Annotated in this window: 10 protein-coding genes; 2 read left to right on the forward strand and 8 right to left on the reverse strand. The window is 71.8% G+C overall.

The genetic code is table 11. From position 1 onward, the window contains the following. Positions 1–471: 471 nt before the first annotated feature. Genes NIE111_RS01130 through NIE111_RS01140 form a run of 3 tightly spaced genes read right to left on the reverse strand, consistent with a single transcriptional unit; the run spans position 472 to position 4,768 of the window. A complete protein-coding gene (locus NIE111_RS01130; protein WP_238682614.1) occupies positions 472–2,364 on the reverse strand; it encodes a PucR family transcriptional regulator in 1,893 nt (630 codons plus the stop codon). Positions 2,365–2,420: 56 nt separating this feature from the next. Beyond that, a complete protein-coding gene (gene argG / locus NIE111_RS01135; protein WP_238682615.1) occupies positions 2,421–3,872 on the reverse strand; it encodes an argininosuccinate synthase in 1,452 nt (483 codons plus the stop codon). A 47-nt stretch (positions 3,873–3,919) separates the two neighbouring features. Continuing rightward, positions 3,920–4,768, reverse strand: a complete 849-nt coding sequence (locus tag NIE111_RS01140; RefSeq protein WP_238682682.1) for a TrmH family RNA methyltransferase — start codon at positions 4,766–4,768, stop codon at positions 3,920–3,922. Positions 4,769–4,859: 91 nt separating this feature from the next. Between NIE111_RS01140 and NIE111_RS01145 the strand changes: the two genes are divergently transcribed. Beyond that, positions 4,860–6,707: a thiamine pyrophosphate-requiring protein gene (locus NIE111_RS01145; protein WP_238682616.1), complete on the forward strand. Its 1,848-nt coding sequence runs from the start codon at positions 4,860–4,862 to the stop codon at positions 6,705–6,707. A gap of 151 nt (positions 6,708–6,858) precedes the next feature. Here NIE111_RS01145 and NIE111_RS01150 read toward each other — a convergent pair whose 3' ends face one another. The 4 genes from NIE111_RS01150 to NIE111_RS01165 all read right to left on the reverse strand — a co-directional run bounded on the left by NIE111_RS01150 (position 6,859) and on the right by NIE111_RS01165 (position 11,776). After that, a complete protein-coding gene (locus tag NIE111_RS01150; protein WP_238682617.1) occupies positions 6,859–9,060 on the reverse strand; it encodes a transglycosylase domain-containing protein in 2,202 nt (733 codons plus the stop codon). A gap of 210 nt (positions 9,061–9,270) precedes the next feature. Then, a complete protein-coding gene (locus NIE111_RS01155; protein ID WP_238682618.1) occupies positions 9,271–10,038 on the reverse strand; it encodes a hypothetical protein in 768 nt (255 codons plus the stop codon). Between the two features lie 152 nt (positions 10,039–10,190). Beyond that, a complete protein-coding gene (locus NIE111_RS01160; protein WP_238682619.1) occupies positions 10,191–11,297 on the reverse strand; it encodes an SPFH domain-containing protein in 1,107 nt (368 codons plus the stop codon). Positions 11,298–11,302: 5 nt separating this feature from the next. Then, positions 11,303–11,776 carry an NfeD family protein gene (locus tag NIE111_RS01165; RefSeq protein WP_238682620.1) on the reverse strand — a complete coding sequence of 158 codons (474 nt, stop codon included), beginning with the start codon at positions 11,774–11,776 and terminating at the stop codon, positions 11,303–11,305. 120 nt (positions 11,777–11,896) lie between these two features. Between NIE111_RS01165 and NIE111_RS01170 the strand changes: the two genes are divergently transcribed. Beyond that, a complete protein-coding gene (locus tag NIE111_RS01170) occupies positions 11,897–13,198 on the forward strand; it encodes a serine hydrolase domain-containing protein (RefSeq protein WP_238682621.1) in 1,302 nt (433 codons plus the stop codon). 31 nt (positions 13,199–13,229) lie between these two features. Here the strand turns inward: NIE111_RS01170 and NIE111_RS01175 are convergent, their stop codons facing one another. Beyond that, on the reverse strand, positions 13,230–14,042 hold the full coding sequence (locus NIE111_RS01175; protein WP_238682622.1) for a DUF3097 domain-containing protein: 813 nt from the start codon (positions 14,040–14,042) through the stop codon (positions 13,230–13,232). Positions 14,043–14,142 lie beyond the last annotated feature (100 nt).

Below are 14,142 nucleotides of genomic sequence, written 5' to 3' on the forward strand. Positions count from 1 at the left end.
CCCGGCCCCGCCCCGCCCCGCCCCGCCCCGCCCCGCCCCGCCCCGCCCCGCCCCGCCCCGCCCCGCCCCGCCCCTGGGGAGTGTGCCCCTGCTCCTTTGGAGCTGATGTCGTAAACGAATCAGGGCGCGGTTGACCCGAGCCGGGCCGAGCCGAGCCGACCCGAGCCGACCCGAGCCGACCCGAGCCGACCCGAGCCGACCCGAGCCGACCCGAGCCGACCCGAGCCGACCCGAGCCGGGCCGGGCCGGGCCGGGCCGGGCCGGGCCGAGCCGGGCCGGGCCGCGCGATTCGTTCACGACATCAACTCGATAGCGTGCCGGCCCTCTATGCCACCACTACGCCAGGCCGACCCCGCCCCCGTCGATCATGGCGTTCTGGTGGGCGCAATAGACGTTTTCGCGCCTTCTGCCGCCCACCACAACTCCTTGATCGACGCGGGCGGGGCTTGGGTGGGGTGGGGTGGGGTGGGGTTAGGGGGTGCGGACTGCTTCCAGGGCAAGTAGGGCTACGTGTAGGGAGAGGCTGGCCTCCACCGAATCCAGGTCCACGTCGAGGATGCGGGCGATGCGGGCCAGGCGTTCGTAGAAGGCCGGCCGGGACAGGTGGGCGGCGGCGGCGCCGGCAGACTTGTTACGGCCCTGCTCCAGGTACGCGCGCAAGGTGTCGAGCAACTGTTCCCGGGGGTGCCGAGCGTCGTACTCCAGTAGCGCGCCGAGTTCGCGTTCCACGAACGTCTGCAGGCGGGGCTCGTCGCGCAGCAGGTGCAGCAGCCCGGCCAGGCCGACGTGCGGCAGCCGGAAGATCGGTAGGTCACGCCGGTCCCGACGGGCCGCCTCGGCGATCTGCCGCGCCTCGACCAGCGACCGGCGGGCCTCCCGCAGGGTGCCCACCCCGGAACCGGCGGCCACGATCACGGCACCCGGGCTAGCGCCCCGGAACGGGTCGACACCGACCCCCGACCGAGCGGACTCGACACCGGACGCCGCGCGGGACGCATCTACGCCGAAGCCCGTACGGGCCGGATCGGCGCCGACCGCCGCACGGGAAGCGTCGGATGCGGAGCGGGACACGTCAGCTGCGGGACGGGAGACGTCGACGCCGGAGGCGGCCCGCGCCGGTTCGACACCGGGCGCCGGTCGGCCGGTGCCGGCGTCGAGGCGTACCCGACGAAGGGCGCTGGCGAACGCGGACAGCGCGCGATCCTCGGCGGCCGGGTCCGGCAGGGCCAGCAGCGCGCCCACCGAGTGGTCGTCGACGGCGCTGGTCAGCGCGGTCAGCTTCGCCTCCCGCAGGGCCTGGCCGACCGCCTCGGAGAGATCACGTAGCCGGGCCTGACCGGCCTCGGGGCCGACCTCTCCCGCGGGGTCGTCGGCGCGGTGCCGGACCATCACGCCGACCAGGTGCCGTCGGTCGAGCACCACGCCGAGCGCCTTGGCCCGCAGCCCCACCTCGTCCACCGGACGGGAGTGGTCCAGCAGCGCGGTGAGCAGGGTGCGGTGGATCTGCCGTTCCAGGCCCTCGGCGTCGCGGCGGATCAGCCGGCCCAGCGCGAGGGTGGACGCGGCCCGCTCGATCAGGATGGTGAGCCGGGTCGGCGAGCCCGCTGCCGGTTCAACGGCCCGGGCGCTGGGCACGTCCCCGCTGGCCGGCCAGCGCAGCAGCAGCCGACCCCAGTCCTGCCCCCGAGCGCCGACGGTGGTCACCAGCCAGCCGCTGTCCGCGTCGTACGCGGTCCGCCCGGCCGGGCGGATCCGCCGGGAGTGCTGCTCCCAGCCGTCCAGCAGCAGCTCGGCGCTCTCGCCCGCCGGGTCGTACCCGAGCACCTGCCGGGACAGGTTCTCCAGCACCACTGGGCAACCGGACAGCTCGGCGGCCTGGCGGATCACCTCGGCGGCGTCGGCGCCCTCGACGGACAGGTCGTTGAACCGCTGGTGGATCTCCTCGGTGGCGCGCAGCTCGGTGAGCTGCGCGTCGACGATGAGCGCGTGCACCGCCTCGGTGATCCGGACGAACGGGGTGGCCCGGCGCAGCTCCACCAGGGGCAGCCCACGCCGTTCGGCGGCGGCGGCCATCACCCGTGGCACACCGCTGACGTACCGGCGGCCCAACTCGACGACGAGCCCGGAGACTCCGACGTCGGCGAGATCACCGATGAACGCGCGTAACCCGGCGTCGTCCCCGGGCAGACCGATGCCGGTGGTGAGCACCAGTTCGCCACCGCCGAGCAGGGTGGCGATGTCCGGCACCTCGGCGACATGCACCCAGCGGACGGGTCGGTCCAGCCCTTCGTCGCCGGCGACGACGCGTGGCGCGCCGTGGCGGACCGGGTCCAGGGCGAGGACCTCACGGACGGTAGGGAACACGGCCGCCACGCTACCGTCCGTGACGCCGGAACTCGACTTGCCACCGGCGCGAGGGGTCAGTCGACGCCGAACTCCATGGCGGCGCGGTCGAGCGCCTCGTCCTCCGCCGAGGCGACGCCCCGGGACGCGATGGCTTCCGCGCCACCCTCGGGCATCGCGCCGATCAACCCGGTCGAGGCGGCCTGCGCGGCCCCGATCATCCGCTGCGGGTTCCCGCCGCCGACCAGGCCGAGGGAGGCGTACTGCTCCAGCTTCGACCGCGAGTCGGCGATGTCCAGGTTGCGCATGGTGAGCTGACCGATCCGGTCCGACGGGCCGAACGCCGAGTCCTCGGTACGCTCCATCGACAGCTTGTCCGGGTGGTAGCTGAACGACGGGCCGGTGGTGTCCAGGATCGAGTAGTCCTCGCCCCGGCGCAGCCGCAACGTCACCTCGCCGGTGACCGCCGTGCCGACCCACCGCTGCAACGACTCGCGCAGCATCAGCGCCTGCGGGTCCAGCCAGCGGCCCTCGTACATCAGCCGACCGAGGCGGCGACCCTCGTTGTGGTAGTTCGCCAGGGTGTCCTCGTTGTGGATGGCGTTGACCAGCCGCTCGTACGCGTAGTGCAGCAGCGCCATCCCGGGCGCCTCGTAGATTCCCCGGCTCTTGGCCTCGATGATCCGGTTCTCGATCTGGTCCGACATGCCCAGGCCGTGCCGGCCGCCGATGGCGTTGGCCTCCAGCACCAGGTCGACGGCGCTGCCGAACTCCTTGCCGTTGATCGTGACCGGGCGACCCTGGTCGAAGCCGACGGTGACGTCCTCGGCCTGGATCTCCACCGACGGGTCCCAGAACCGCACACCCATGATCGGGTTGACAGTCTCGATGCCGGTGTCGAGGTGCTCCAGGGTCTTCGCCTCGTGCGTGGCGCCCCAGATGTTGGCGTCTGTCGAGTACGCCTTCTCGGTGCTGTCCCGGTAGGGCAGGCCGCGTTCGAGCAGCCACTCGGACATCTCCTTGCGCCCACCCAGCTCGGTGACGAAGGCGGTGTCGAGCCACGGCTTGTAGATGCGCAGCATCGGGTTGGCCAGTAGGCCGTACCGGTAGAACCGCTCGATGTCGTTGCCCTTGAAGGTCGAGCCGTCGCCCCAGATCTGGACGTCGTCGGCGACCATCGCCCGCACCAGCAGGGTGCCGGTCACGGCGCGGCCCAGCGGGGTGGTGTTGAAGTACGCCCGCCCGCCGGTGCGGATGTGGAAGGCGCCGCAGGTCAACGCGGCCAGGCCCTCCTCGACCAGGGCGGCGCGGCAGTCGACCAGGCGGGCGACCTCGGCGCCGTAGCTGAGCGCGCGGCCGGGCACCGAGGCGATGTCGGGCTCGTCGTACTGGCCGATGTCGGCGGTGTAGGCGCAGGGAATGGCGCCCTTGTCGCGCATCCACGCGACCGCGACCGAGGTGTCGAGGCCGCCGGAGAAGGCGATGCCGACACGTTCGCCGGTGGGCAGGGAGGTGAGAACCTTGGACACGGGGAAAATTATGCAATAGAACGCATGGCCATGCAAGCCGAAGGGGTCTACTCGCCGCCGAAAGGCGGATCCTCGCGGCCCAGCTCCCAGAACGCCACCGCCGCCGCGGCGGCCACGTTCAACGAATCCACGCCACGCCGCATCGGAAGGACCACCCGCACGTCGCTGGCGGCCTGGGCCGCCGCGGTGAGCCCTGGCCCCTCGGCGCCGAGCAGCAGGGCCGCCCGCTCACGCTGCGCCGGGGTCAACCGCTGGATCGGTACGGCGTCCGGCGCGGGCGTCATGGCGAGCACCGTGAAGCCGGCCTCCCGCACCTGGTCCAGGCCCTCGGGCCAGCGGTCGAGCTTCGCGTACGGCATCGCGAAGACCTCACCCATGCTGACCCGGACACTGCGCCGGTACAGCGGGTCGGCGCAGGACGGCGACAGCAGCACCGCGTCGATGCCGAGCGCGGCGGCGCCCCGGAAGACCGCTCCGAGGTTGGTGTGGTTGTTCACGTCCTCCAGGAGCACGACCCGGCGCGCGGCGGCGAGCACCTCGGCCGCCGTCGGCAGCGGCCGGCGGTGGAACGACGCCAGCACCCCCCGGTGTACGTGGAAGCCGGTGGCCCGTTGCAGCACGTCCTGGGTCGCGGCGTACACCGGCGCGTCGCCGGTGTCCAGGTCGGCGAGCTGGTCGACGCGCTTGGCGTCGACCAGGTACGACCGGGCCGGGTAGCCCGCGCGCAGCGCCCGGCGCAGCACCAGCTCCCCCTCGGCGATGAACAGGCCGTGCGGTGGTTCCCAGCGGGTGCGCAGCTCGACGTCGGTGAGCGCTCGGTAGTCGGCGATCCGGTCGTCGTCGGGGTCGGTGATCTGGTGGACGGGCACCCGACGATTCTGCCGGACGCGGAGCAGTGCGCTTCGACGCCCGTCCGGCGGGGTGTTTTGTCCGAAGAAGAAGGGGAATGACCGGCGGGCATCGGACGCGACGGGAAGGACCAGCCAGGTGAGCGCAGACGACACCACGGCGGGCGAAGCGGGCACTCTGCCCCGGCGTCCGACCGTCGCCGACCACATCGTGTCGCGACTGTTCAGCTGGGGCGTCCGCCGCTACTTCGGCTATCCCGGCGACGGCATCAACGGCATGACCTCCGCGCTGCAACGCACCAACGGCCGCGCCCAGTTCATCCAGGTCCGCCACGAGGAGACCGCCGGCTTCGCCGCCTCCGCGCACGTGAAGTACGGCGGCGGGCCGCTGGGCTGCGCGCTGGTGACCAGCGGGCCGGGCGCGATCCACCTGCTCAACGGCCTGTACGACGCGAAGCTCGACCACCAGCCGGTGGTCGCCCTGGTCGGGCACACAGCGACCACCGCCGAGGGCGGCGGCTACTACCAGGAGGTCGACCTGCTCGCCCTCTACAAGGACGTGGCAGCGGCGTTCCTGGCCCAGCTCGACCACCCGGCGCAGGTACGCCACCTGGTCGACCGGGCGTGCCGGACGGCGCTGGCCCGGCGCACCGTCACCGCCCTGATCCTGCCCCTGGACCTCCAGGACGAGCCGGCCGTACCGAACCCGCCGCACGCGCACGGCTACTACCAGACCAGCAACGCGCCGAGCAGCACGCCGACGGTGCCGCCCGAGGCGGACGTACGCCGGGCGGCCGAGGTGCTGCGCGGCGGGCAGCGGGTGGCCATGCTGGTCGGCCAGGGTGCCCTCGGCGCGCGCGACGAGGTCCGCGAGATCGCTGATCGGCTCGGGGCCGGCGTGGCCACAGCGCTGCTCGGCTTCACCGCCGTCGACCACCGCGAACCCTGGGTGACCGGCGCGATCGGGCTGCTCGGCACCCGACCGAGCTGGCAGCTGATGAGCGGCTGCGACCGGCTGCTGATCGTGGGCAGCAACATGCCGTACTCGGAGTTCTATCCGCAGCCCGGGCAGGCCCGCGCGGTGCAGATCGACCTGGACGGCACCCAGCTCGGGCTGCGCTACCCGACCGAGGTGAACCTGACCGGCGACGCCCGCCCCACGCTGCGGGCGTTGCTGAACGAGCTGGGCCCCGGCCCCGGGCCGACCGCCTGGCGGGCGGAGGTCACCGAGGCCACCTCGGCGTGGCGTCAGGTGCAACACGACCTGGCCGAGCAGGCCGCCGACCCGGTCAACCCGCAGTTGCTCTTCCACACGCTGAACGAACGGCTGCCCGACGACGTGCTGCTCACTGTCGACTGCGGCACCACCACCGCCTGGTACGCCCGACACATCCAGGTACGCCCCAGCATGCTGGCCAGCCTCTCCGGCACGCTGCTGTCCATGGGCGGCGCCATGCCGTACGCGTTGAGCGCCAAGTTCGCCCACCCGGACCGGCCGCTGGTCGCGCTGATCGGCGACGGCGCCATGCAGATGAACGGCGTCAACGAGCTGATCACCGTGGCGAAGTACTGGCGCAGCTGGACCGACCCACGCTTCGTGGTGCTGGTTCTCAACAACCGGGATCTGGCGTTCGTCAGCTGGGAACAGCGCTCCACCGAGGGGACGCCGATGTTCCCGGACAGCCAGCAGTTGCCGGACATCGCCTACCACCAGTGGGCGGAAGTGCTCGGGCTGCACGGCGAGTTGATCGACTCACCGGATCAGGTACGCGACGTCTGGGACCGGGCGCTCACCGCCGACCGGCCGGTGGTGATCAACGCCCTGGTCGACCCGGCGGAGCTGATGCTGCCACCGCACTTCACCGTCGAGCAGGCCCGCAAGACCGCCGCGGCGGTGCTGCGCGGCGACACCGACTGGGCCGGAATCATCCGCCGCGGCCTGCCAGCCACCCTGGCCAGCTACCGCCCCCGCCGCCGCGACCGCTAACCCCGCCCCGCCCCCGGCCCCGGCCCCGGCCCCGGCCCCGGCCCCGGCCCCGCGATCTTGCACTTTCTGCGCCGACAAAAGGGGGCAAACGAGTGCTTGTCGACAACCGAAAGTGCAAGATCGCGGGGGTGAGGGCGGGAGGGGCGGGGGGTTAGCCTCGGCGGTCTAGCCAGCGCTGGAGGGCTGAGCGGGGGTCGTCGGTGGTGGGGTCCTGCCGACGTTCCGGGACCTTTGGGCGCTCCACCGGGCGGTGCGGGTCGCCGGCCAGCTCGTGGCTCGGGGCGGCGAACGCCTTCTCCGGCTGACCCTTGACGGCGGTGGCGATGACCCGGGCGACCGCGTCGATCACCTTCGTCTGCACCGCCGAGCCCACCGAGTCGGCCGGGTCGTCCGGGTTGGCGGCGATACCGGCAACAGCGACCTGCGGGGTGAAGCCGACGAACGTCTCGGTGGAGTTCTGCTCCGAGCTACCCGTCTTACCGGCCACCGGTCGGCCGTCGAGGATGTCGTTCACACCGGTGGCGGTGCCGCCGTTGCACTGCCCGAACGCCGACTGCTGACCCACCGGGCAGCGCGCCGCGTCGGTCGCGGCACGGGCGATGTCGGCGTCGAGCACTCGCTTGCAGGAGGGCTGCCCCACCGGCACCTTCGTGCCGTCCGCGCCGGTCACGGAGACCACCGGCACCGGCGTGCAGTAGGTGCCCTCGGCGGCCACCGTGGCGTACGCGTTGGCCAGGTCCAGCGGGGTGGTCGCCGCCACACCCAGGGTGAACGAACCCCAGTTCGCGGCGTTGTTCTTGGCGAAGGCGGCGTCCGAGTCGGCGCGGAACGTGATGCCGAGCCGCTGCGCCATCTGGACCACCTTGTCCTGGCCGACCTGCTCGGCCAGCCAGACGAAGTAGGTGTTCACCGAGCGGCCGAAGCCGTCCCACATCATCCGGTACCCGTCCATCCAGTCCGGGTTGGCGTTCGCCGGGCACCAGTGGCCGTCACAACTGCCCGGCCCCTCGGCGGCGTACCGGGTGGGCAGCTTGGCGGGCGCGTCGAAACCGGTGGAGAGGGTACGGCCCGACTCCAGCGCGGCGAGCATCGTGAACAGCTTGAACGTCGAACCCGCCTGGTACCCGTCGACGCTGGCACCGCCGGAGATCAGCGGGTTGACGGTGTTCGGGTAGTTAGCCTGCCCGGCCGGGTTGTCGGCGAGGCTGTAGTGCCTGTTGACCGCCATCGCCAACACCCGCCCGGTGCCCGGCTGGACCGCCGCGATCGGCAGGGCGCGCTTGTTGTCGTAGGAGTAGACCTTGGTGGCCTGCTGCTGCGCGGTGGCCTGGATCTTCGGGTCCAGCGAGGTGACCACCGTGTAGCCGCCCGAACGCAGTGCCTGCTCGCGCTCCGCGACGGTGGCCCCGAAGGCCGGCTGGGTCAGCCACCACTGGCGCAGGTAGTCGCAGAAGAAACCCCAGTCGTCGTGGCCCTGGGAGACAGCGGTGCAGCCGTTGGGCTGAGCGGTGGCGTGCAGGGCCAGCGGCTCCGCCTTGGCCTGGGCGGCCTGCGCGGCGGTGATCGCGTTGGTGGCGACCATCGAGTCCAGCACGTACGACCGGCGGGTCAGCGCCTCGTCCTTGTCGCCGCTGATCGGGCTGTACGCGTCCGGGGACTGCACCAGACCGGCCAACAGGGCCGACTCGGCGAGGGTCAACTGCGCCGGGGGCTTGCCGAAGTACCGCTGGCTGGCCGCCGCGATCCCGTACGCGCCGGAGCCGAAGTAGGCGATGTTCAGGTACCGGTCGAGGATCTCGTCCTTGCCGAGGCTCTTGTCCAGCGCGCTCGCGTACCGGATCTCCTGGATCTTGCGGCCCACCGTGGGATCGGTGGCGGCGGCGCGCTCCTCGGCGGTGCGCGTGGGGTCGGTCTTGAGCACGTTACGGACGTACTGCATGGTCAGCGTCGAGCCGCCCTGCTCGGTGCCGCCGCCCTTGACGTTGGCCACCAGCGCCCGGGCCAGACCGCGAAGGTCCGCGCCACCGTGATCGTAGAAGCGCCGGTCCTCGGCCGCCACGATCGCCTGCCGCATGACCGGGGCGATCTCCGAGAGGGGGACGTCGGTGCGGTTCACGTCGTAGAACGTGGTGATCAGCGTCTTGCCGTCGTTGGCGTAGAGGTACGAACGCTGCGGCGTGGCGGGGGTCTTCAGCGAGGCCGGCAACGCGGCGTACGACCCGAGCGCGGAGCGGGCGGTGAGCCCGAGCAGCAGGTTGCCCGGCAGCGCGGCGACGGCCAGGACAAGCCCGGCCAACACGCCGGCGAGCAGCACTGTGAACAGCCGCGACAGCGGCGAGCGGGGGGCGGCCATGCTCCCCAGGATTGCCATGAAAGCCGCCAACCGACCACCCCCACCCCGCGATTGTCAGCAACTTCACGCCCACCCACCAGCCAACTCCCACCCCGCGCCCCGCACCAGTTGTTCAGGGTGATCAAGAGGTTTGCGTCAGGAAAGGGCCTTCGGCTGACGCAAACCTCTTGATCACCGGCCAGTAGGCGAGGCTTAAGGCAGGTGGGTGGGTTAGGGGTTGGGGGTACTTAGGCTGGCGATGGCGGCGTCTCTGGCGGTTTCGCGGGGCATCAGGCGGCCGGAGCGGTAGCCGATGCCGATGCCGGCGATCAGCACGAAGATCGCGCCGAAGGTCTGCAACGAGCCGATCAGGGCTCCGCCGAGACCGAGCAGCGGCGCGGCGATGATCAGCATGACGCCGTCGCCGAGGCTGAAGGTGCCCGAGCGGGCCACCGCCCATCCGGTGAGGAACCAGCCCGCGCTGTAGAACGTCGCCCCGAGCAGGACCAGCGACCGCGCGGTGGCGCCGAAGACCGGCGTCTGCTCCTCGAATCCCGCGAACGGCAGCATCAGCACGGTGCCGGCGATGCTGACCAGCAGTCCGGCGGCGGCCACCCGGCGGCTGCGGGTCGCGGCCAGCAGCCCGGTGAGGGCCAGCAGCGCGAGCAGGCCGAGCCAGACCGCTGCCACCCAGCCGATCAGGTACACCGCCTGGCCGTCGGCCGGGTAGGGGTCGTTGCCCACCCCTCCGTCGCTGGCCATCGCCACCGCGCCGTAGAGGATGGCGTACGCGGGCAGCAGCCAGACCGCCGCTCGTGCGAACCGACGTACCGAGAAGGCCCAACTGGCGTTCGTGGCGGGGGCGCCCGGGGTCGGCTCGCCGACGAAGGGCAGTACGCCGAAACCGCCACCGCTGCGGCGGGAGCCCAGCGGGGCGACCGGGTCGTGCGCGCCGGGCACCGGGGCCGAGGACCACATCCGATTCGCCGGATCCTTCATGCGTCACCTCGCTCGTCGTCGAGCGGTGCACCGACGCGCCGGGGCGCCCCGATTGCCTGGTCACCACCCGTCCTAGGACCGATCGTGGCAGGCGTCGGAGCGCCCCATGAGTCTTTCTCGTATTTAGCCGACCGGGCGGCCCGCGTACCGGATCAGCCGCGCTCGCGCTGGTCGGCCGGGTCCTCGGTCAGGCTGGCCGGAGACACCGGCTCCGGTGCCGGCAGCCCCTGCGGCTTGTTGCCGCCGGTGGCCTGCGCCTCGGCGACGCGTACCTCGTCGTGGATCTGCTGAGCGGCGTCCGCCGCGGCCTGCGCCGCCTCCGCGGCCTCGCGCTCCACCTGGCTCGCGTGTTCGGCCGCCTCCGGAGCGGGCAGGTCCCCCACCATCTGGCTCAACCCACCGAGCGCGCCGCCCATCCCCTCCAGGGCCTTGGTCAGCTCGGCCGGAACGATCCAGACCTTGTTGGCGCTGCCCTGGGCGATCTGCGGCAGAGCCTGCAGGTACTGGTAGGCGAGCACCTTCTGGCTCGGGTTGGCCTGGTGGATCGCGTCGAAGACCGTACGGATCGCCTTCGCCTGACCCTCGGCCTGGAGGATCCGAGCCTGCCGGTCACCGTCGGCGCGCAGCACCGCCGACTGCTTGTCACCCTCGGCGGTGAGGATCACCGACTGCTTGTGCCCCTCGGCGGTCAGGATCGCCGCACGGCGGTCCCGCTCGGCGCGCATCTGCTTCTCCATCGAGTCGCGGATGCTGGCCGGCGGCTCGATCGCCTTGATCTCGACCCGGGTCACCTTGATGCCCCAGCGGCCGGTGGTCTCGTCCAGCACACCCGAGAGGTGCCTGTTGATCTCGTCCCGGCTGGTCAGCGCCCGCTCCAGGTCGAGCGAACCGATCACGTTACGCAACGTGGTTACGGTCAGCTGCTCGATGGCCTGGAGGAAGCTGGAGATCTCGTAGGTCGCCCGGACCGAGTCGACCACCTTGAAGTAGAGGACCGTGTCGATCGAGACCACCAGGTTGTCCGAGGTGATCACCGGCTGCGGCGGGAAGCTGACCACCTGCTCCCGCATGTCGACCTTGGTACGGACCGCGTCGATGAACGGCACCAGCAGGTTGAGGCCGGGGCTGAGGGTGCGCTTGTACTTGCCGAGCCGTTCCACCACGTCCTGGCGTTGCTGCGGAACGATCCGCACCGCCTTGGCCAGCGTTATCACGGCGATCAACGCCACCGCGATCACCACCACCCCGATTAAGGTCATCCCGTTCACCCTCTCGATTCCGGCAGCTCGCCGGAGGAAGAAACATCGTCCTGCCACACCAGGGCGGTCGCGCCCCGGACCTTTATCACCCGAACCCGTTGACCGGGGTCGTAGACCTGCGTCGTGTCGTACGACCGGGCGCTCCACAACTCACCGTCGATCTTGACGAGGCCGTGCTCGGCGTCCACCCGTTCCAGCACCAGCGCCGTGGAGCCCTCGATCGCCTCCACGCCGAACGGCTGCTCACCGCTCTCCAACGCGGAGCGGCGGTGCCGCCGGATGACCGGCCGGACCACCACCAGGCTCAACGCCGACACCACGGCGAAGACCAGCGCCTGCACGGCGACCGGCGCGCCCAGGGCGGCCGCACCGGCGGCGGCGAACGCACCGGCCCCGAACATGATCAGAAATAGCGTCGTCGTGAAAATCTCGGCGACGGCCAGCAGCACACCCAAAACGATCCACACCACGGCGTCCACCCCCCGATCGTGACACGCAAATGCACGCGCGGCCTCCCCACGAAGATCAGTAGGCTCTGCGGGACCCTTTCCGGCCCGTCAAAACACCACGAATCGGCGGCCCGACCCGAGGAGATCCCGTTGACCCTGTTACCCGAGACCGCCCGACAGATCGACACCCGGGCCGCCCAGGCACAGGCCGACGGTCACACCCCGTCGCTGGTGCTGGGCGTGGTCCGCGACGGCACGCTGGCGCACGTGGCAGTCGCCGGCGAACACCCTCGCCCAGATGTCGACCTGCAGTACCGGGTGGGCTCGATCAGCAAGACGATGACCGCCACCCTGATCATGCAGTTGCGCGACGCCGGACGACTGGCCCTGGACGACCGGCTGGAGCAACACCTGCCGGGTACCGGTGTGGGCGCGCTCACAGTACGTCAACTGCTCGGCCACGCCAGCGGCATCCAACGCGAACCCGATGGCGACTGGTGGGAGCGGGCGGCGGGCGTCGACCTCAACACCCTGCTCGCCGCTGTCGACGCCGACAAGATCGCCTACCCGTCGCACCGCGCGTACCACTACTCCAACCTGGCGTACGGGCTGCTCGGCGGGTTGCTCGAACGGCTCACCGGGACACAGTGGGCCGACCTGCTCGACGAACGGATCCTCACCCCGCTGGGCCTGCGCCGCACCACCTACGCGGCCACCGAGCCGTACGCCCGCGGATACGTCGTCCACCCCTGGCACGGCACGTTGCGTGAGGAACCCCGTACCGACACCGGCGCCATGGCCCCCGCAGGCCAGCTCTGGTCGACGATCGAGGACCTGGGTCGCTGGGCCGCGTTCCTGGCCGACCCGGACCCGTCGGTGCTGGCCGCCGAGACGCTGACCGAGATGTGCGCCCCCGTGGTGATCAGCGACCTCGACTCCTGGACCGGCGGACACGGCCTGGGGCTGGAGCTCTACCGCGACGGCGAGCGCGTGTACGTCGGGCACGGCGGCTCGATGCCCGGGTACGTGGCCGCCCTCATGGTGCACCGGCCCACCCGAACCGCGGTGGTCGGCTTCGCCAACTCGTACGGCTTTCCGATCACCGGGCTCGGCCGCCAACTGCTGACCACAGTGCTGGACACCGAGCCGGCGTTCCCGCAGCCGTGGCGGCCGACCACCGCCGCGCCTGATCCCGAACTCGCCGAGCTGACCGGCCGCTGGTGGTGGATGGGCACGTCGCTGGACCTGAGTTGGGACGCGGGTGACCTGGTGGCCCACGTACGCGGTGAGCGGGTGAGTCGGTTCACCGCCGAGGGGACGGACCGCTGGCGGGGACGCTCCGGCCCGGAGAACGGCGAGATCCTGTCGGTGCTGCGCGACGACGACGGACGGGCGCGAGCGGTCGACATCGCCACGTTCGTCTTCACGCGCAGCCCCGACGAGGTTCCCTGACCCAACGGGGGCGGCCCGGAGGAGCAGGCGGTCAGGCCGGTTCGGTGACGAAGTCGATGAGGCGTTCCATCGCGTTGATCAGCGGGGTCTCCACGTCGGCGAAGCTGTTCACCCGGGACAGGATGTGCCGCCACATGTCGGCCGGCTCGGCCACACCGAGGGCCGCGCAGACCCCCTCCTTCCACGGCCGCCCCGGCGGCACCACCGGCCAGGCAGCGATGCCCAACGCGGCCGGCTTGACCGCCTGCCACACGTCCACGTAGGGGTGCCCGGTCACCAGCACGTGCGGCGAGTTCACCCGGGCGACGATCCGGCTCTCCTTGCTGCCCGGCACCAGGTGGTCGACGAGCACGCCGAGTCGTCGGGTCGGGCCGGGGCCGAAGTCGCGCACCTCGGCGTCGAGGGCGTCGATGCCGTCCAACGGCTCGACCACCACGCCCTCGATCCGTAGGTCGTCGCCCCAGATCCGCTCGACCAGCGCGGCGTCGTGGATGCCCTCCACCCAGATTCGGCTGGCCTTCGCCACCTGGGCCCGGACGTTGTCCACGGCTACCGAACCGGACGCGGTCCGCCGACGGGCCGCCGGCACCGGGGCGCGGGTCGGGCGGCGCAGCGTCACCGGGCTGCCGTCGAGCAGGAACGCCGCCGGCAGCAGCGGGAAGTTGCGCCGTCTACCGTGCCGGTCCTCCAACACCACAGCGCCGGCCTCGAAGCCCACCACCGCTCCGCAGAACCCGGAGTCGGCGTCCTCGACCACGAGATCCGGTTCGGCGTCCACCTCGGGGGTGACCTTGCGCCGTCGCCAGTCGCCCGCCAACACGTCCTCGCCGTATCGCCCCGCCATGTCGATCACGCTAAACCCAGCCCGCGCCCACCCGGGCCCCCGACACACCGCTCCGCCCTCCGACCGCCGACCACACACCCGCGCCAGGGAGCGGGGATTG

The organism is Micromonospora hortensis (assembly GCF_022230935.1).
In the GTDB taxonomy this organism is placed as follows: domain Bacteria; phylum Actinomycetota; class Actinomycetes; order Mycobacteriales; family Micromonosporaceae; genus Micromonospora; species Micromonospora hortensis.